We start from the raw sequence: 20,832 nt of genomic DNA, 5'->3' as shown, positions 1-20,832 counted from the left end.
AAACTCTCATCTTATAGTTAAAATGATAAGCTCGAAATAAGCTCATGATTATTTTTTGTTGTTACTTTTATTCAAAGCGAATTGACTTCGCAAATGTTTGGCTTCAATTAAAAATCGAAGCGCCCTACACATTCGTTTGTCGAAAATTTTGTTCAGTTTTCAAAGGTCTACCATTGTCATCGAAGCGCTTGTTCATCGCTTGCGACAACCATTTAAATATACCATGCTGATCAAGCGGTGTCAACAAGAAATTTCAAAGAACTAAATTTGCTTGTTGCGCTCACTCACTGAAACAGCATAAATAAATATACCGAAAATCTCGTCGTTCGTCAAGAGAAAATACCAATTAAATATTCAAAACATAAGTGGCACTAACAAGAGTGCTGATTTATCAGCATTCTTTCTTTTTAAAAAGGTAAAAAAATCTGATTATAATTAAGAAAAATTACTTTTAACTATAAAAAATGACAATCAGCATCCTAATATTGTTTTAGACTTTAACACTGTTCAAACTTGGTTACAAAAAAAGCCGAAAACCATTGAAACTGGTCTCGACTTAAATTGGTCTAATTATTCATTTTGAGAATTATCATCCGGACGCATTGTTGGAAATAAAAGCACATCACGAATTGACGGTGCATCAGTCATTAACATGACAAGCCGATCAATTCCAATACCTAACCCACCAGTGGGCGGCATACCATACTCAAGGGCTTCAACATAGTCTTCATCGATTCCCTCAGCTTCATCATTTCCCTCTTGACGTTCCTTGACCTGTGCTTCAAATCGTTGCTTTTGATCAATTGGATCATTTAACTCAGTGAAAGCATTAGCAAATTCGCTTGCGACAATATACAATTCAAATCGGTCAGTGAAACGAGGATCCTTGGCATTCTTTTTAGCCAATGGTGAAATTTCAACCGGATGTCCATAAATAAACGTTGGTTGTTCCAATTTAGGTTGGATCAACTCCTCAAAGAAAGCATTAATAATATGACCGGTCTTCCACCACTTTTCATAATGAATATGATGCTCATCAGCTAACTTTTTAGCGGCATCGTCTGACATCGGCTGCCAAAAATCAATTCCTGTATACTTCTTGATTGCATCAACCATGTGCATTTTTGCAAATGGTTTGTTGAGGTCAATCGTATGACCTTGATAAGTGACAATATTGTCATCTGTCACGGCAGAAGCTGCTGCTTTAAAGATCCCCTCGGTTTCGTCCATGACATCATGAAAATCATAGTAAGCAACATATGATTCAAGCATTGTAAATTCAGGATTATGTCGAGTATCCATACCCTCATTTCTGAAGACACGCCCAATTTCGTACACTCGTTCCATACCGCCGACAATCAAACGCTTCAGATGCAATTCCAAAGCAATTCGTAAATACAAGTCAATGTTCAAAGCATTATGATGAGTGACAAATGGACGTGCATTAGCACCACCGGCTTGATTATGCAATACCGGAGTCTCAACCTCAAGATAATCATGAGAATCCAAATATTTTCGAATAGCAGTAATAATATGACTTCGCTTATGGAACCGATCAAAACTATCTTGATTAGAAATTAAGTCTAAATAGCGTTGACGATATTTTTGTTCTTTATCTTGTAAGCCATGATATTTATCAGGAAGTGGCCGCAATGCTTTTGAAAGAAAAGTAATGGATTCAGCGCGGACCGTTAGTTCTCCCATATCAGTTTTAATAATTTGCCCAGAGATCCCCAAATGATCCCCAATATCCGAACGTTTAAAGATATGGTAAACGTCTTCACCAACAATGTCCTTTCGAACATATATTTGAATTTTACCAGATCGATCTTTTAAATCAGCAAATCCAACCTTACCCTTGCCCCGTTTTGCCATCATTCGGCCGGCAATTGTAACCTTTTTATCAAGGTTCATCAAATCGTCTTTATCATAACCGTCAAATTCTTGATGTAACTGGACGGCAAGATGAGACCTTACGAAGCGGTGTCCGAATGGATCGATTCCTTCCTCGCGTAATTCATTCATCTTCTGGCGACGAACGATCATTTGATCATTCATTTCTTTATCTTTGGCCAATGTCAAACCTCCTAGGTGATAATAAACTATTAATTATCATAACACAAAAAAGCACGGATTTATTGAGCAATCCGTTGCTGACGTGCTTTTCTTTGTGCGTTTTTTTCTAAAAATTTATCAAAAATCTCATCCATTTGAGCTTCACCATCCGCATTACAAAGTGCTACTTTGGTTCTTGCCGAATGTGAAATTCCCTTTAAATAATAGGTTGCTTGACCACGGAACTCATGTGACCCCGTCCGATCTCCCTTAAGTTCACATAGCCGATGGAGATGTTCCTTGGCAGTTGCAATCTTCTCTTCAGGAGTTGGTTCAGCCAATAACTCACCCGTTTGTAAATAATGAGTCGTTTGTTTTAAAATCCAAGGATTTCCTTCGACTGCTCTACCCATCATAACCGCATCAGCACCAACATCCTCTAACATCCGTTTGGCATCTTGGGGAGTTCTAACATCCCCATTACCCATAAACGGAATATGAAGCTGGCTGGCCACTTCCTTTAAGATATTCCAGTCAGCGTGACCTTCATACATCTGCTTACGAGTCCTCCCATGCATTGCCAAGGCAGATGCTCCAGCACGTTCAGCAGCCAACGCATTTTCAACAGCATAAATATGATCTTTGTCCCAACCGGTCCGCATTTTAACCGTTACTGGCTTTTTAACAGCGTCTGTGACGTAGGACACCATCTCATAGACCTTATTAGGGTCCAATAACCAGCGTGCTCCAGCATCGGTTTTAACGACTTTATTCACCGGACATCCCATATTGATATCAATAATATCTGCAGCAGTATTTTGATCAACAAATTTTGCTGCCTGAACCAAAGTTTCTTTAGTCCCACCAAAAATTTGAATACTCATTGGATGTTCCCGTGGATCAACAAACATCATATCCAATGTTTTTTTGTTTTTATACATAATACCACGGTCAGAAATCATTTCACAAACCACTAACCCAGCACCATATTCCTTACAAATGATCCGAAAAGCAGAATTAGTCACTCCTGCCATCGGTGCAACAACCACCTGATTTGGAATTGTAACATCGCCAATTTTCCATTCCATAAAATTCACCTCAAGCTAGCCTTTATCTCTTTAAAATTCGATTGTTATATTATCACAGTTACTATTAAATGGATAGTGCCGGATCAGTTCTTTCCTCTTGATTTAGCAACAGAAATAATCGTTGCAAGTTCGTCTTCGTCGTAATCATAGTGCTTCTGACAAAAGTTACAGGTTACACTCAATCCGTCGTCCTCTTTGAGCATAGCCTCCAATTGACTAACCGGAATTCCTTCAAGATCACGGGCAAATTTGGTCTTTGAACAATTGCAATAAAATGCGACGGGATTGGTTGACAAAAAGTGAAGCTTGCCTTTTCCAAAAATCAATTCAAGAATTTCCTCAGGCGTTTGATGATCCAACAATAATTCAGAAATCATCGGAATTTGCTTAATTCGCGTGATCACCTTTGAAATCGCCTCATCGCTGGCACCGGGTAAAACTTGAATTAAGTAACCACCGGCAGCGCCAATTGAATTATCGTCATTAACAAAAACCGAAACACCAACGGCTGATGGAATTTGTTCAGACTGGGCAAGGTAGTAAGTAAAATCATCACCAATTTCCCCAGAGGCCAGTGGCACACTGCTTGTGTATGGATCTTCACCATCAGAAGTTCGGGTAACTTCCAAAAAGCCATTGACACCAACCGCCTTGCCAACGTCAATCTTGTGATTTACATTTAATGGCAAATGAACATGTGGCTTTTGAATATACCCTTTTACATTTCCTTTGGAATCACTATCGGCAATAATTTCACCAACCGGCCCTTTACCATCAATTTTAACAGTAATTGCTTCGCCACTCTTATCAACTGATGCGGCCAACATGACCGTCCCAATCAAGGTCCGCCCCAAGGCAGCTGAAGACGCAGACCATGTATCATGGTCTTTCTGAGCAGTCATAACCATTTCTTGGGCAGTAACGGCATATGCCCGAAACATCCCATCCGTTGTCGTTGCTTTGACTAAATAATCTTTCATAACATTTACACCTCAACATAATAAAAATGAGTTTAGAGACGGTTTCACTCTAAACTCATTTTTTTAAATATTCAACTAATTATTATCATCTTTATGATGATCGTCCGTCGGCTGATCGGAATGATTATTTGAAGAATCATTTGACTGACCAGTTTCTTGATTATCATCATTTGTTTGGTCTGATTGAGTCTGATCATCCGGCTTCTTGCCTTCTTGATGATCCTTTTCCAAATCAGCTTGACGTTCAGCTTCTTTACGTTCCAATTCACGTTTGGCTTCTTCAAAAGTAGCCGCTCGTTCACTTGGAAATTCACTAGTCTTAGAATTTTCTGGCATCTTACCAGTGTTCCAAAGTGACAGAATCTGTTTTTCATCAAGTGTTTCATATTTCAAAAGTGCTTGAGCAATCAACTTATGCTTGTCGCGATGTTCCTCAATAATCTTTTTAGCTGTTTCGTATGCTTCATTGGTGATTCGGCGAACCTCTTCATCAACAGCAGCCGCAGTTTCTTGAGAATAACGTGGTCCATAGGTATCCTGTGAAGGATTTTCCCACTGAACATTGCCAAGTCGTTTGCTCATCCCATACTGAGTCACCATTGTTCGAGCAATATTAGTTGCTTGCTCAAAGTCATTCGAGGCACCGGATGATTGTGAATCAAAAACAATCTCTTCAGCCGCACGACCACCCATTAAACCAGCAATTTGTTCCATAGCATCACGTTTAGACATTAATTGTTGGTCTTCTCGTGGCAACATGATGGCGTAACCACCAGCTCGGCCACGCGGAACAATTGTGACCTTATGAACAACTCGAGCATCGTTTAAGACAAGCCCGACAACCGTATGACCAGCCTCATGGAAGGCAACGGTATCCCGTTCTTCTTTGGAAATAACCCGATTACGCTTGGCTGGGCCGGCAATAACACGATCCTCAGCTTCATCAATATCACTCGCATCAATCGCAGTCTTGTTACGTCGGGCAGCCAATAAAGCGGCCTCGTTTAAAAGGTTAGCCAAATCAGCACCAACAAAGCCTGGAGTTTGTTTGGCAATTTCATGCAAATCAACATCGCTTGCAAGCGGTTTATTTTTGGAATGAACCTTCAAAATTGCCTCACGTCCATTAATATCAGGACGGCCAACTAAAATCTTCCGGTCAAAACGACCAGGACGAGTTAAAGCTGGATCCAAAACATCAGCACGGTTGGTAGCGGCAATCACAATCACACCTTCATTACCACTAAAACCATCCATTTCAACCAATAGTTGGTTTAGGGTTTGTTCACGTTCATCGTGACCGCCACCCATTCCGGCACCACGCCGGCGCCCAACAGCATCGATTTCATCAATGAAGATGATCGCCGGAGCTGCCTTTTTCGCTTGATCAAAAAGATCACGAACACGGCTGGCACCAACACCAACGAACATTTCAACGAAATCAGAGCCAGAGATTGAATAGAACGGCACACCAGCTTCACCAGCAACGGCTTTAGCAAGTAATGTTTTACCAGTACCAGGAGGCCCTTCGAGTAAGACACCATGTGGTATGGTAGCTCCCAAAGTTGTAAATTTCCTTGGATCTTTTAGAAATTCAACAACTTCGACCAGTTCTTGTTTCTCTTCTTCTTCACCGGCAACGTCTGAGAATCGGACCTTATTTTGCTTACTGTCGGCTGGTTTGGCTTTAGATTTGCCAAAGTTCATCACTCTGCCATTTCCACCGCCTTGTCCACCAGCACGGCCCATCATCATGTAAAAGAACCAAACAAACAGTAACAGTGGTAAGACATAAACCAAAAGATTTACCCAAAAGCCACTGGACTCTTCAGGCTTTGCATTCATCTTAATATCATTAGATTGCGCTGCCTTGGTGATTTCAGCAATTGAGGAGTTATTCTCGAGAACCGTTGTGGTAAACTTCGTGACTTTCTTAGATTGACTTGAATTGCCGCCAATTAGAAAACCAGTTTCGACTTTTGCCTTTTGACCTTGCCTATATTGTCCTGTGATTTTATAGACACCGCCCGAAGGCTGAATTGAAAAGCTTTTTACCTTGTCATCCTTCAAGTTTTTAACAAATTGGCTTGATTGAATTTCTTGCGACTGGGTATTTGTACTACTACCATTAAAGAAGTAAATTACACCCATGATCAGCAAAAATATGACAATGTAAAATAGACTATTTTTAAAAAGCCCATTTTTATTCGAGTTCATCAACGTCCTCCTCAAGAAAAATTATTTCATGTTGATAGTCAAAATACTACCACATTTGACTTTTTTTGACCATTAATTGTGCGAATAAATTTTTGGCTTTAATACACCAATATACGGTAGGTTTCGATACTTTTCATCATAATCAAGACCATACCCCACAACAAACTCATTTGGAACCTCAAATCCAATGAAATCCGAATTTGCTTCAACCAGCCGGCCAGCTGGTTTATCAAGTAACGTACATACTTTAATTGAATTTGCACCCCGATTAGCAAAAGTGTCCATCAAAAATTTCAAGGTCTGCCCGGTGTCGACAATATCTTCGATAATTAAAACATCTCGCCCCGCAGCATCCAAGGTAATATCGGTGACTAATTCAACCTCACCGGAAGATTTAGTGCCACCATGATAACTCGAAACATCAATAAAATCCATTTGCATGTATGTATCCGCTGCCCGAACAATGTCAGCCATAAAGAAAACAGCACCCTTCAACACACCAATCACAACTGGGGTCTTTCCTTCATATTCTTTTTGAATTTGTTTTCCCAGCCGCTCACACGCTTCTTTAATCTCATTCTGACTATAGAGGACTTTTAAGATGTCGTTATCCATGATTAATTAATTCCTTTTCTTTCTGATAAATTATTGTTGGCCCTTTCCAGAAGAAAATATGGTTCACCAACTTTAAGAGGGTCAATAGCAGCTGTTTTCAAACCAATCACAGAAACAATGTCGCCTTGATTAGTTGCTAGAACTATCGTTTGATGCCGCAACTCGTTCGGCACTTTTGCGTTGATCAATAATCGTCTGAGCTTTTGATGCCCGCCATCTTTCAGGCGAATTCGATCAGCAGATCGACCATATCGCGCGATAAGTGGAAAATCATCTTTACTTAAAACGAGACAGGACACTTTTTCATTTTGGATCGATTCCAGCTTCTTAAAGACCCCAAATTGGACACCATTTCCAACTGAATACCACCGGTCTAATACTACCATAAATTCTGAGGGGATTTCAGATTCTAGTCGGTGATTTTTTAAATTTTTAGTAATTATTAATTGATCGTACCTGCGAAGTGCCCGCCAGCCATGTTCTAAATAAAGTTCTCCCTGAGGATGATCAGAAGCCACTGACAATTGACTCAGCTCGCGCAATTGACGCTGAGAAACATTGTGAATACCCAATTGTTGCTGAATTAAATATTCAAATATACTCAATCTCACATCATTAGAATAGTCAACCAGTTGAGATAAATCAACCGAAGCTGACTCGGCCTGAACTGTTGCTACCCGATCAACAATTGGTTTCACCAAATCATCCACAGTTGCTATGACTCGCTTTATCTGTGATGAATAATCATACACGTGTTTCAATATTTGCGGATTTTCTTGTTTGAGAAGTGGCAGGACCTGATGCCGAATTCGATTTCGTTCAATTTTTAAGCTACGGTTGGTTTCGTCTTCAAACCATTGAAGATGCTGCATTACCGCAAAATCGTGAAGCTCATGCTTACTAAATTCCAGTAGAGGTCGAATGATTGTAGCACTAGCAAATGGCCGTTTTTGTTTAATCCCGATCAGTGAGGATAGTTGCCCACCACGGACTAATTTCATAATCATTGTCTCAGCAAGGTCATCGCCATGGTGGGCAGTTAGCAGAATTTCAGATTGATATTGCACTAAGACCCGCCGAAAAAATGCATAACGAAATTTTCGGGCAGCAGCTTCAATTCCATTAACCGGGTGCTGCTGCTTAGGCCAAGTTGCTTGTGCCAAAGCCAAGTTATTCTGCTGACAGTATCTTTGAATAAAACGAGTTTCTTGTTGACTGGCTTGACGTAATTGATGATCAACATATGCGACAACAATATTAGGGCGATTTTCGGGCAAATTTTCCAGCATATGTAGTAAAGTCATCGAATCAACCCCTGTGGAAACTGCAACGACCACTGTATCCTCAGAGCACCACCAATGATGTCGTTTAACTAAATTATTAAATTGAGTTTGTAAATCCAAGTGCCAACCTCCACAAACAAAAAACCAGATACTTAATACGCGTATCTGATTTGTAAAATAGTTATTGTTGAATATCTTAACGAATTAGCTGCGACGACCGCCACGGCCACCCCGTTTACCTTCAGTATTACGTCTAAGCGTAGCCAATCGATCTTCACTTTCTTTAAGAAAGCCGGACATCATATCATCGAAACTTTCATTGTGATTGCTTGAATGGCCGTTGTGATTAGAATTATTGCGAGAATGGTGACCGCGATTTTCATGATAATCACGACTACCTTCATGATTACTCTCGTGATTATTTTCATGATAGTTATGACGCGAATTGCCGCCATGATTTGATTCTTCATGTGACTCTTCATCTTTAGCTTTTCGAATTGAAAGACTAATCTTGTTATTGCCTTCAATTTTCAAAACCTTAACCGTTACTTCGTCTCCAACTTTAAGGACGTCATGAATATCTTTAACAAATCCGTCAGAAACCTCACTTATGTGGACCAAACCTGTTCGGTGATCTCCTAAGTCAATAAATGCACCAAAATTTGTAATTCCGGAAACTTTACCGTTAACTTTTTCCCCAACTTCAATTGCCATGTAAAAAAATGTTCCTCCTACATTAATTAAGTGTATTCAGTATAGCATATTTTTAGTATTGAAGGTAAACAGTTTAGACTTCAAAACCCGCATAGCTAAAAAACAGACGGGGCTAAAATTAATCTTATTCACCCAAAATCTCAGATACTTAAATTCTCAAAGTCATCTGAAGACTAATGACACCAAGAAAGAGCTAAAAATTTCTTACTCTAAATGTCGCCGGAAAATAATCGTAATCAACAGTCTAAGAGAGTGGAACAAAGGGCGGTTAAGTTCCAGCGTAATCGTGATTATGCAAAAAGCTGGGACAATAGTCGTTTTTCCTGGTCTCCGTTAGTATAAACACGATTGTTACCAAGCAAAAAACGCGGGACAAAGGGCCGTTAACTTCCGGTTACACTCTGGAAGTTAACGGCCCTTTGTCCCGCTCTACCACAATATACACAATTAAAAATTGACGCTCAATGAAAGCCACCTCAAAAATGACTATTCGTCAACATCATTAACATCCTTGGGTGCCTTATTGGGAAAACTGTAAACCGTCTCTCCCGGTTTCGTATAGTAGTAGCGATCGCGAATTATTTTTTCAACATAATTTTTATCATTTAATTGGCTAACTCTGGCATTTAATGACTTATGAACAGCTTGCTGGTGATGATACTTCCCCCGTTGCTTTGCAATTTGAACATTCACGTCCGCGTAATTCGCCCTCGCACGAACTATCTGAATCGTAAAAATCATCGCAAAAAATAGGAACACGCCAACAATGACCATTGCGCGTTTCTTTCTTCGACTACTAAGTGAATTAGTTGCCCTTGAATAATTGATTTCCTGCTCGCGACGGCGAGTAAAATCATTTTCAAGTTTACTTATCTTTGCACCATGCTGTGTCATGTTAAATCCCCCGATCAAATCACACATTCTACGGTAAATTATACCAACAATATGTAAATTGTCTATACGATTCACAGGTTCTTAAACATTTTATTTTGACATCGTGATTGGCTATTCGATGAAACATTAGCAAAGCATTTTGTAATCAACCAAGTCTCCCCAATAAGTTTATTGAAGATGTATGACTATTAACGTTTAGTTCTAACCTAAGCCCAATTAATTATGGCACGGCCGGTTCATTTAAGTTTCCTTTAGTTCAAAGGATTATTCCGTTACTGAATCAAAAAAGATCAGAAAACGAAGCATCAAGTTCGTTCTGATCCTTTTGGGAATGATGTTGGCTAACAAATTTGTTCCAATGTCAAACATCACTCATTTCGATAATCACGTTCATATTTTTCCGACGTAATTTCATACATTCGTTGAGCATCATCTTTTTTAGTTGTATCCAACAACTCCTTAACCTGAACTGTAAGTGTTTTATTACCAAATTTAATGACAATCTCATCATTTGATCGAACATCGGATGATGACTTGGCCACCCGACCATTAATCAAAATACGACCTTTATCAGCAATTTCTTTAGCAACTGATCGCCGCTTAATAATTCTTGAAACCTTCAAAAACTTGTCAATTCTCATCTATTTCATCCCTTTAAATTTCATAAATTTTGACACCATTGGAATTGCCAACCATTCTCTCAAACTAAAAACTTGAAGTAATCGGCATCCGCCTAAAAAGATAATAATCCCGACCGGTATACAAACAACCAGCACAATCAATGATTCGATTCGATCGCTTTTAATGAGTTGAAAACTTTGCAAGAGAATTGCAACTGACCGAACAATAACTGCCATGACTGATAAAACGCCAGCTAGCTTAATAATTTGCTTTAAAGAAATCATCTTTGCTAACTGGTGGTGGCTCAATAAACGTATCACAACAATCATCACAATCAAACTAATCATTGTTGCAATGCTGGCCCCGATGATTCCAAAAATTATCACCAGAAACTTGTTAATTCCAATTTTAGTAACAAACCCACAAATAATCGCAATCATTGTTGGTAAATATTGATTTCGGCTTTGCAAAATCGTACTGTTCGTTAAAAGTACCGTGGCAAAAATAATACTCAGACAATAGACACCAATCGTACCATTGAGTTGTGCAGTGGCAAATAAAACACGATTAATTTCGGGCATTAAAGTAAATAATCCAATGCTCATTGCTAATGATAGCGCTAAATTAGTCCGGACGTTGGTTTTGGCAATGTGCTCAAACGTTAAGGCTTGTTGATGTGCGTAGGCAACCGATAGGCTTGGTAAAACAGCCGTAACAGATGCCGTACCAATTACCATTCCCAATTGGACCAGTGTTTGAGAACGATCATAAATGCCCTTAATATTTTGGGCAGCTACCAACTGATAACCATATTCACGAAGCCCTGACACAATTGAAAACGAATCAACCAGCTGCAGCAATAACATAACTGCCGATACCAGGCACAGAGTCCCCCCTACCGTTAACGTTTCAATCAACAAATGACGATAAACTTTTCGATGGCTTGAATGAGGCAACCCCACTTGTTTAACATGCCAAAGAACAACCAGCAAAGCACATAATCCGGCAATGGGAGCGGAAAACATTGCAAGGCGCCCCATCCGATAAGGATCTACAACTGACTTAACAGACCATCCCGCAACCAATAAGATAAACGATACCCTAACGACCTGTTCAACCACTTGCGAATACGCTGTCGGCCGCATATTCATTTGGCCCTGAAAATAACCGCGCCAAGTTGCCAAAAACGGAACCCATAAAAACATCCAACTAACCGATTTTATTACTGGAGCTAACCGGGGATCAGCCATCTGAAAAGCAATAAATGAAGCTCCAAATTGCAGCACACCAAAAATAATCGCTGAAATTAAAATTAAAATCGTCTGAATTCGATACACGACAGCAACCTGATCACTTGGATTCTTAGTATCAACCACTAATTTTGAAATAAAAACCGGCAGGCCGGTCAGTGCAAAAGTCATCCCAATCCCATATATTGGATAAACTTGCTGATAAACATAGAAACCGATATTACCAACCATATTTTGAAACGGAATCCGATAAACTGCACTTAATAGTTTAGCAATAAATGACGAGACTGTTAGCAATAACGTTCCCATTAGAACTTGTTTACGTCTTGATTTATTTGTCATGAGGCTTTACCTTGCCAGCATAATTCCTTTGGCGTGTCATTGAAAGCTGCTCAACCAACGCAATTAACTGCTTTAACCAATTCTTCATGTTTGGTTGAACTGTTAACTGAATTTGATATTTTTTGTTAGCACTATTGATTGTTGCCCGAAATTTTGTTTGAGCAATAGCCTCTAATAATTGCTTGCTGCTAAATTCGTCGGTGGCCTGCTGAGCAAAAGTGATTGCGATCCTTGGAGTCTCTTGATGAATTTTTTCGACCATCGCGTAATCGGCATACATCTTCAATTCTGAAATTTGTAATAGGTTGGTAACCGGTTGACCATAATCTCCAAATCGGTCAATCAAATCATCCTCAACCTCATGAAGTTGATCTTGATTATTAATTTGACGAATTCGTTTATAAAGTTCGATTTTTTGTTGGCTATCCTGAATGTAATCACTCGGCAGATATGCTTCCAGATCAAGTTCAATCGTGGCATCAGTCCGAAATTCAACTTCCTTACCCCGGCGTTTAGAAACCGCGTCTGACAACATCTGCGTATATAGGTCATAACCAACCGAATCAACAAATCCATGTTGTTGCTTCCCCAAAAGATTTCCAGCACCCCGAATGGAAAGATCCCGCATGGCAATCTTGAATCCAGAGCCTAACTCTGTAAAGTCACGAATGGCCTCCAAACGCTTTTCACCAACTTCAGTTAAAACCTTATTGGGCTGATACATAAAGTAGGCGTATGCAACCCGACTGCTCCTGCCAATCCGACCGCGCAATTGATAGAGCTGTGACAACCCAATTCGATCCGCATTTTCAACAAACAACGTATTGACATTCGGAATATCCATCCCTGTCTCAATAATCGTAGTTGTGACCAAAACATCATACTCACCATTCACAAAATCATAGAGAATGTCTTCCATTTGATTCTCACTCATCTGACCATGAATGTACGCAACCCTTGCGTCTGGAACTAACGAATGAATTTGCTCAACCGTTCGCTCAATATCTTCAACCCGGTTGTGCAGATAAAACACCTGACCACCCCGAGACATTTCTCGTTCAATTGCCTCTCGGATCGTCCCGGCGTTTTGTTCAATGACATACGTCTGAATAGGGTAGCGATTGGATGGTGGGGTTTCAATTACGGATAGGTCACGAACGCCCATCATGGACATGTTCAGGGTCCTTGGAATTGGCGTTGCTGTTAATGTTAAAACATCAACGTCCGAACGCATTTCCTTAATCTTTTCCTTATGCTTAACGCCAAACCGTTGCTCCTCATCAATAATTAACAATCCCAAGTTGTTAAATTTAACATCTTTAGATAGTAAGCGATGGGTACCAACCACAACATCCACTGTACCGTTTTTTAACCCTGTCAAGGTTTCTTTAACTTGTTTTTGAGTTTGGAAACGTGATAAAACTCGAACAGTTATCGGGTACTCGCCAAAACGATCCAACATCGTTTCATAATGTTGCTGTGCCAAAATGGTCGTGGGAACTAGGAACGCAACCTGTTTGCCAACTTCAATTGCTTTAAAGGCAGCTCTTAGTGCCACTTCTGTTTTTCCATAGCCAACGTCACCGACTAAAAGCCTGTCCATTGGTTGTGATTGTTCCATATCCCGCTTGATTTCAGTAACACTTCGCAATTGATCTGGCGTTTCGGTGTATGGAAAATTAGCCTCGAACTCAGCCTGCAAGGAATCATCTGGCGGGTAGGCGTAGCCCTTTTCGGAACCTCGCTTCGCATACAAATCAATCAATTCATCAGCAATGTCTTCAATTTTAGCGGCAACTTTACGCTTAGTTTTGATCCACTCGCTGCCACCTAATTTATTAATCCGAGGATGCCGGTCTTCAGAGGAAACATACTTCTGAATCAAGTTTAGTTGCGTGACCGGAATGAATAGTTTGGCATTGTCACGGTATGAAATTGTCAAGTAGTCTTGATGTTTACCATCAACTTCCATCGTTTTCATACCCTCGTAACGACCAATCCCATGGTTAACGTGAACAACGTAATCACCGGGTTTTAAATCAGTATAGCTTTTAATCCGTTCAGCATTATTAAACGTCGTTTGCCGAGGTCGCTTCTTAACAACTGTCCCAAACATTTCCTTTTCGGTAATAATCACAACATTACCAGATGGTAGTTCAAACCCATTATCCAAATTTCCAGAAATCATTTGAACTTTCTGCGGTAACAATTGGTTCCTATCAGTTTGGGTTACTGGAATTTCAAAATCACTTAGCGTTTGGGCAACTTTTTGCATCCGTTTTTCATCCTGAATCATAATGATGACAGTTTGTTTTTGCTTTTGCCATCTTAAAATTTCGGTCCGCAGCATTGGCATTTGAGAAAAAAATTGTTCCATTGGTCGAATCGTAATGTCTTCAATTCCATCGAGCCGCATTCGACCTAATCCCTTCTGAAATAAAGAAATAATCATTGTTGCGTGTTGATTAGTTTGAAAAGCCTTCTTAAAATCGTTTGTATAGCTGGTTGATTTTAAGACTTCCAGATTTTTAATTTTATCTTGAAGCCACTCATCGTCATCACTGCTTAACTGGCGAACCGACTCGTTAATCCGTGAATAATCATCAAATACCACAACCCCACTGGGAGCGAGGTAATCCAACAATGAATAATGGTTGTCATAAATAATATCGGCAAATAATAACCACCGTGGATCGCTTAACCCATTATCAAGATCCATAATTTGCGGCTCGATATTTCCGGCAAGTTTCTTGGCACCCTCGCCTTCAAGTTCATTTTGCTCCCTCGTCAAACGTGCTCTAAGTTGTTTAACCGTTTTCTTTCGTTGCTCATCGGTTATTAACAAATCAGTAGCTGGTAAAATTTGAATTTGATCAATATTTTTAATACTTCGCTGGTTACCGACATCAAAAAGTCGCATTGAGTCCACTTCTGTATCAAAAAAATCAATTCGTACCGGATCCTGATGGTTTAGTGGAAAAATATCAAGAATTGATCCACGGATTGAAAAATCACCAGGCGCTGCAACAAGTTTTTGAAAGACATACCCCATTTGATGGAGTTTTAACTTCAATGCTTCCAAATGATAATCACCGTCAATTTTAAGTGTTAATTTTGACTTTAAAAACTGGCTCTTTGCAGGAATCAGTCGTCGAATTCCAGAAACCGACGTTACAATAACAGCTGGTTCCCCACTCGCTAATTTGTCTAAAGCCAAAACGCGCTGGGCCTTATATTCAGGCGAACTGGTGGCTAATTCAGCAGCGCCAAGCTCCTCAACCGGAAACTCAAACAATTGATCATCCGGCAATAAATTGCCCAGATCATTTATCAATTGATCCGCATGAAATAGTGTATCAACCACAACGACAATGGGCCGACTAGTTGAATGGATTAAATTATCGATCAATACTGTTCTGGCAGAACCGCCAATTCCAGTCACTAGTTGCCGACTTTTAGGCGTAAGCCCGGATACAATTTGGTCATACTGCGGAATCTTGGTTAGCAATTGATCTAGTTGCACATCCATCGTCCTTTCATTTAGTTGTAACGATTTTCAAGATCAGAGATGGTCATCCCTTCAAGCCAGTCGTCAAGTGCATTTACTGCATCATCCCCGGCCCGCTTGAATAGTGGCAACTGATCTTTAGAGAATCTTCCCAGAACATAATTAACAACCGTATTGCTTTTATCCGGATGAGCGATACCAACTCGAATCCGAGTGAAGGCTTCAGTCCCGAGATTGTTAATCAAACTCTTGATACCATTATGACCACCAGCAGACCCTTTATCTTTAATTCGAATCTTTCCGATCGGTAAATCCATATCATCGTGAACCACGACAATATTTTCCGTCGACACACCGAAATAATCTTTTAGGGGTTTTACAGCGATTCCAGAATCATTCATAAATGTGGTTGGTTCAACAACTAGTACTTTATCTCCGTTGATAAAGGTTGAGCCCATTTTAGCATTCATCTTGCGTGTTTTTATTTTAAGGTCATGGTGTTTAGCAAACTGTTCAACAATCATAAAACCAGTATTGTGCCGAGTTTGCTCATACTGGGGGCCAATGTTTCCCAAACCAACAATCATTTTTATCATTTATTTATCCTCTTTTTTCAACAACAAAAGGCCGAACGAATTTCGTTCAGCTCGTGTCTAGTTTAACTTAACGTACAAATTATATCATATTAATCTCCTCCTGCATTTAATCCCGATTAAAATGAGAAATTCATTACAAGTCAAGCGATTTTGTGAAAGCGCACACTTCTCTGTGGTATAATTTAATCGGACTAAATATGAAATAGGAGATGATTGTTTTGACTTTAGAACGTCAAAAAGTAGCACTTATTGGTGACGGTGCAGTTGGCTCTTCATACGCATACGCAATGATGCACCAAGGACTCGCCGAAGAGTTTGTGATTGTTGATGTTATCAAAAAGAGAACCGAGGGTGATGCCTTAGATCTTGAAGATGCTCAGGTATTCACTTCACCAAAACACATTTATTCTGGTGACTACTCAGACTGTGCTGATGCAGATTTGGCTATTATTACAGCTGGTGCACCACAGAAGCCAGGCGAGACTCGATTAGATCTTGTTAATAAGAATTTGAAGATTATGCAATCAATTATCAAGCCACTTGTTGGTTCAGGATTTAAGGGTGTTCTTGTTGTTGCTGCTAACCCAGTTGATATTTTAACCTATGCTGCACAAAAGTTCTCTGGTTTTCCAAAGAACCGAGTATTCGGAAGTGGAACATCATTGGATAGTGCCCGTCTTCGAGTTGCTCTTGGCAAGAAGTTGGACCTCAACCCTCAATCAGTTGATGCCTACATTCTTGGCGAACATGGCGATTCAGAGTTTGCTGCCTATTCAGCTGCACGAATTGGTGGTCAACCATTCTTGGATGTTGCAAAGAAAGCCGGATTATCATCTGACGACCTAGCAACAATTGAGGATCAAACTCGTCACAAGGCTTACGAAATCATCAACCGTAAAGGTGCAACATTCTATGGTGTTGCAACCTGCTTGATGAGAATTTCACGAGCAGTTCTCCGTGATGAAAACACAATTCTTCCTGTTGGTGCACCACTTGATGGTGAATATGGTCTTACCGATATTTATATCGGGACACCTGCCGTTATTAATGCTAACGGAATTGCTAAAGTCATTGAAGTCCCATTGAACGATGATGAAAAAGCTAAGATGACAGCATCTGCAGAAACGCTTCAAAAGACTACTGCAAATGGTATGGCACAACTATAAATCGTTTAATTTTAATTTAATTTATCTTGAAAGCCAAAGCAAAACTCGATTTTGTTTTGGCTTTTTACTTTGGTAAACACTCGATCCCAGATATAAGGATACGAAAGCTGTTTTTTACAAAATTAAACATACTTTGATCGCTTCCAAACTAAAACGTATCCCAGTGCATCCTTATATTCTGGGATTTAGCCAACATCCGGCATACCTCTCTCATCTTCTTGCAATATTATTAAAATTAAGGCCTTTATCCTATACTCTTCTAAATCGGGCTATGTTATTATAAGGTATACAGTTTAACTGGAGGAAAATAAATATGTTATTAAAAACACTTGTGAAACCTAAAGAACGCTTAGTGACTGTCAAAGAGGATGCAACCCTTGAAGAAGCACTAACCACTTTGGAAGATTCCGGATACCGATGTGTGCCAATCTTAGATGAAACCGGAACAATTTTTAGAGGAAACATTTATAAAATGCATATTTATCGCCATAAATCCCGTGGTGGTGATATGTCCTTACCCGTCACGACACTCTTAAAAAATGCAACCAAGTTCGTTAATGTTAACTCAGCTTTTTTCCAAGTGTTCTTTTCAATTAAAGATTTACCGTATATTGCAGTTCTTGATGCTCAAAATCACTTTTACGGTATTTTAACACACACTCGTTTGTTAGACATGCTTTCTCAATCCTGGAATGTCAACGTCGGCAGCTATGTCTTAACCGTTGTTGCCAGCGGCGAACGTGGTGACCTAGAAGAAATCGCTAAAATCATTACGAAGTACACCTCCATTGCCAGTGTTATTTCATTAGATGCACAGGAAGGTGAGCTAGTTCATCGAATTATGTTTACCCTTCCGGCAGAAGTTGATCAAGATCGATTAAATCGAATTATTGCTGCTTTGGAGCGAAAAGAATTTAGAGTCCCAGAAGTCGAAAATTTAAAAGAAGAAAATAAATAGTTTATTTTCTTTTTACTTACTCGTCTTTTGATCTGATCCAAAAGAAAAAGAGTTTCAAGGGCAATTTTTATTGCTCTTGGAACTCTTTTTTACTACTAATTATCAGCCTGAGCATAGCAAGACATAGCTCAACTGGGCTGCCAAATCATTAATTTAATTGGCAGATAATTAATGCCACTATTATGGTATTACCACGTCATCATTCCTACTGTTTAAGCTAACAGAAGATATCTTATGTATTTCTGATCTTTCACTAACCCTTGCCGAGTCCCAAGCTAATTTTAATTGCCTTATCGACTTTATTCATTGTCGAATTATCAAGATGGGTGACTTTATCCCTTAGCCTTTGCTTATCAATCGTTCTAATCTGCTCCAATAGGATAACTGAATCCCTTTCAATGCCATTTCCTGCCGATATTCCAACGTGTGTCGGCATTTTTGGCTTTGAAATTCTTGCGGTAATTGCAGCAACAATAACGGTTGGGCTGTAGTGATTGCCAATATCGTTTTGGATAATCAATACTGGTCGCATCCCACCTTGTTCGGAACCGACAACGGGTGATAGATCAGCGTAAAAAATGTCTCCACGTTTAAAAATAACGTCAGTCACCCTCACACCTCCCATTGTTGAATCTAAAAAGCTAATGGAAATTCTGTAATCTTTGACGATACTGAGTTAAGTGAAAATCAGCGTCTTCTTCACAACAGGAAAAGTCATGACTAATTTCACGATTTAAGTTCGCCATTTCACGATAGCCCTTCATTAATCCGTTAACAATTTGCGGATCATCAAAGAAATAATTCATTGCAATCTCAACCGCTGCATTTTCGGATATTCCAACTGTTGAACAAAATTGCGCCAATCGATCGGCAATTCGATCATTGATGATAACTGAAAAATGCTTTTGATAAGTTGCTTTTTCCATCGTTAATTCCCCTATATTATTCAAGATTACTTTAATATCTAATATACCATGAAACCAAGCAGAAAGCAGTAGGCTTAAACATATTTTCTGTTTAAACGGGAACTAAAACCACACACAACTTCATAATTAATAGTTCCAAGATAATTTGCCATATCTTCAGTAGTGATTTTTTCCGCACCTGATGTACCAATAATGGTAACTTGGGTTCCGTAAGGGTATTTTTTGGGCAATTTAATCATAAATTGATCCATGCAAACACGACCAACAATTGGGCAAAAATGGCCATCAACTAACACCGAGAAGCCTTGCATCTTTCTTGGCACACCGTCTGCATATCCCACCGGAACAGTCCCAATCCACTCATTATCAGTCGTCTGATAGGTCGCACCATAGCCAATTGATTTACCGGCTTGAACCAATTTAACATAAATGAGTGTTGATTGAAATGTCATAGCGGGTTTAAGCTGATATGGCAACTTAGTTATTTCGTTTCCAGAAGGGTTCAACCCATAAGTCGTAATCCCCAAACGAATAAGATTGCCTTCACATTTTTTATGCCATAAACTAGTAGCGGAATTAGCAACATGGACATATTTTGGCCGATGATCAATAACTGCCATAAAATCACGAAAGTTCTGATATTGATATTTAAAATACGATTCATCTTTACTATCAGCCGTCGCAAAATGAGTAAAGATTCCCTCAAAACCAAAGATGTCAGCTTGTTGATTCAAATAAGCGAGAGCTGATTTCAACTCATCGGGTTTTTGAAATCCAATCCGCCCCATCCCGGTGTCCAAGGCTAAATGAACGTTGAGTTTTAATGCTGTTTTTGACGCACTCAAAATTTGATCTGCTTGCTCTAACCACTCACTCGAACCAACCGTTAGTGAAATTTGGTTGTCTCTCGCGATTGGAGTATCAGTGGGGTCCGTAATGCCAAGGACTAAAATTGGCTGAGTAAATCCGGCATCACGTAATTCGAGTGCCTCATCAAGAAGTGCGACACAAAATCCATTTGCACCTGCTTTTTCAGCAACTCGAGCTACTTGAATAGCCCCGTGACCATAACCATTAGCTTTTAAAACAACAAATACGTCCGTGCCTGGCTCAGCATATTCTTTTGCATGTCGAATATTTTCATAAAGTGCTTCTTGATTAATGACTAGCTGTGCATTCCGAAGTTTTCCAATCACCATCTGCTTATCCTCGATTCTCTAAAATAACTTCAGTAACAACAATCTCATCCGTATGCGATATGGAGACAAAGGCATTCCCATCAAATGGGTGATGGGAAACAATCGGCTTGCCGTCCTCATTATTGATAATTGTTAAATCGTGAAACTTAACAATCGGGCCTAATCCGGATCCCATTGCTTTTGAATAAGCTTCTTTTGCAGAAAACCTACCGGAAATATATTCAAAGCGACGTTTTTCAGAAAGCGAATCAAGTTGATTAATCTCTTCTGAAGTTAGAATTCTGTTAATAAAATGACGATTACGTTCTACAGCTTTTTTTATTCTACAAATATCAGTAACATCAATTCCAATTCCAGCAATCATTAGCGTGTCCTCACAAATAAAAAGTTACAGTATATAATAACACAAAAAAAGACGGC

General features: G+C 39.5%; 18 protein-coding genes. 2 read left to right on the top strand and 16 right to left on the bottom strand.

All coding sequences use genetic code 11. From position 1 onward, the window contains the following. Positions 1 to 570 precede the first annotated feature (570 nt). The 12 genes from lysS to pth all read right to left on the bottom strand — a co-directional run bounded on the left by lysS (position 571) and on the right by pth (position 16,160). Positions 571 to 2,076 (bottom strand): lysine--tRNA ligase, encoded by a 1,506-nt coding sequence (gene lysS, locus FC85_RS15320; protein ID WP_057866394.1) that lies wholly within the window; start codon positions 2,074 to 2,076, stop codon positions 571 to 573. 59 nt (positions 2,077 to 2,135) lie between these two features. After that, a complete protein-coding gene (gene dusB / locus FC85_RS15315) occupies positions 2,136 to 3,143 on the bottom strand; it encodes a tRNA dihydrouridine synthase DusB (RefSeq protein ID WP_057866393.1) in 1,008 nt (335 codons plus the stop codon). 83 nt (positions 3,144 to 3,226) lie between these two features. Further along, positions 3,227 to 4,123, bottom strand: a complete 897-nt coding sequence (gene hslO / locus FC85_RS15310) for an Hsp33 family molecular chaperone HslO (RefSeq protein ID WP_057866392.1) — start codon at positions 4,121 to 4,123, stop codon at positions 3,227 to 3,229. A 75-nt stretch (positions 4,124 to 4,198) separates the two neighbouring features. Then, entirely contained in the window at positions 4,199 to 6,340 is a 2,142-nt protein-coding gene (gene ftsH, locus FC85_RS15305) for an ATP-dependent zinc metalloprotease FtsH (RefSeq protein WP_057866391.1), read from the bottom strand. Positions 6,341 to 6,412: 72 nt separating this feature from the next. Continuing rightward, positions 6,413 to 6,955, bottom strand: coding sequence for a hypoxanthine phosphoribosyltransferase (gene hpt / locus FC85_RS15300; protein ID WP_057866390.1), 543 nt, complete (start codon positions 6,953 to 6,955; stop codon positions 6,413 to 6,415). A 2-nt stretch (positions 6,956 to 6,957) separates the two neighbouring features. Continuing rightward, entirely contained in the window at positions 6,958 to 8,358 is a 1,401-nt protein-coding gene (tilS, locus tag FC85_RS15295; protein ID WP_057866389.1) for a tRNA lysidine(34) synthetase TilS, read from the bottom strand. 84 nt (positions 8,359 to 8,442) lie between these two features. Then, positions 8,443 to 8,952, bottom strand: a complete 510-nt coding sequence (locus FC85_RS15290; protein ID WP_057866388.1) for a S1 domain-containing RNA-binding protein — start codon at positions 8,950 to 8,952, stop codon at positions 8,443 to 8,445. Positions 8,953 to 9,438: 486 nt separating this feature from the next. Further along, positions 9,439 to 9,846: an FtsB family cell division protein gene (locus tag FC85_RS15285; protein ID WP_057866387.1), complete on the bottom strand. Its 408-nt coding sequence runs from the start codon at positions 9,844 to 9,846 to the stop codon at positions 9,439 to 9,441. Positions 9,847 to 10,214: 368 nt separating this feature from the next. Next, on the bottom strand, positions 10,215 to 10,487 hold the full coding sequence (locus FC85_RS15280; RefSeq protein ID WP_057866386.1) for an RNA-binding S4 domain-containing protein: 273 nt from the start codon (positions 10,485 to 10,487) through the stop codon (positions 10,215 to 10,217). Then, positions 10,488 to 12,059 carry a putative polysaccharide biosynthesis protein gene (locus FC85_RS15275; protein WP_057866385.1) on the bottom strand — a complete coding sequence of 524 codons (1,572 nt, stop codon included), beginning with the start codon at positions 12,057 to 12,059 and terminating at the stop codon, positions 10,488 to 10,490. It lies immediately after the preceding gene. Further along, positions 12,049 to 15,582 (bottom strand): transcription-repair coupling factor, encoded by a 3,534-nt coding sequence (gene mfd / locus FC85_RS15270; protein WP_186825071.1) that lies wholly within the window; start codon positions 15,580 to 15,582, stop codon positions 12,049 to 12,051. Before mfd ends, FC85_RS15275 begins: the two co-directional genes overlap by 11 nt. A 17-nt stretch (positions 15,583 to 15,599) precedes the next feature. Next, entirely contained in the window at positions 15,600 to 16,160 is a 561-nt protein-coding gene (pth, locus tag FC85_RS15265) for an aminoacyl-tRNA hydrolase (protein ID WP_057866397.1), read from the bottom strand. Between the two features lie 212 nt (positions 16,161 to 16,372). On the opposite strand from pth, the gene FC85_RS15260 reads away from it, so the two are divergent. Further along, the gene (locus FC85_RS15260; RefSeq protein WP_057866384.1) at positions 16,373 to 17,329 is read left to right on the top strand and encodes an L-lactate dehydrogenase; all 957 of its coding nucleotides are present in this window, start codon (positions 16,373 to 16,375) and stop codon (positions 17,327 to 17,329) included. A gap of 313 nt (positions 17,330 to 17,642) precedes the next feature. After that, positions 17,643 to 18,287, top strand: a complete 645-nt coding sequence (gene cbpA / locus FC85_RS15255; RefSeq protein ID WP_057866383.1) for a cyclic di-AMP binding protein CbpA — start codon at positions 17,643 to 17,645, stop codon at positions 18,285 to 18,287. 253 nt (positions 18,288 to 18,540) lie between these two features. On the opposite strand, the gene FC85_RS15250 is transcribed toward cbpA, so the two are convergent. From FC85_RS15250 to acpS, 4 genes are all read right to left on the bottom strand, one after another. After that, positions 18,541 to 18,912 (bottom strand): type II toxin-antitoxin system PemK/MazF family toxin, encoded by a 372-nt coding sequence (locus FC85_RS15250; RefSeq protein ID WP_057866382.1) that lies wholly within the window; start codon positions 18,910 to 18,912, stop codon positions 18,541 to 18,543. A gap of 16 nt (positions 18,913 to 18,928) precedes the next feature. Beyond that, the gene (locus tag FC85_RS15245) at positions 18,929 to 19,213 is read right to left on the bottom strand and encodes a hypothetical protein (RefSeq protein ID WP_057866381.1); all 285 of its coding nucleotides are present in this window, start codon (positions 19,211 to 19,213) and stop codon (positions 18,929 to 18,931) included. A gap of 74 nt (positions 19,214 to 19,287) precedes the next feature. Beyond that, positions 19,288 to 20,412, bottom strand: a complete 1,125-nt coding sequence (gene alr / locus FC85_RS15240) for an alanine racemase (protein ID WP_057866380.1) — start codon at positions 20,410 to 20,412, stop codon at positions 19,288 to 19,290. 4 nt (positions 20,413 to 20,416) lie between these two features. Continuing rightward, positions 20,417 to 20,776, bottom strand: a complete 360-nt coding sequence (acpS, locus tag FC85_RS15235) for a holo-ACP synthase (protein WP_057866379.1) — start codon at positions 20,774 to 20,776, stop codon at positions 20,417 to 20,419. Between the last annotated feature and the right edge of the window lie 56 nt (positions 20,777 to 20,832).

The organism is Lentilactobacillus diolivorans DSM 14421, from assembly GCF_001434255.1.
In the GTDB taxonomy this organism is placed as follows: Bacteria; Bacillota; Bacilli; order Lactobacillales; family Lactobacillaceae; genus Lentilactobacillus; species Lentilactobacillus diolivorans.
The sequence above is the reverse complement of the archived record's forward strand: the minus strand, read 5'-3'. Positions and strand labels throughout refer to the sequence as shown.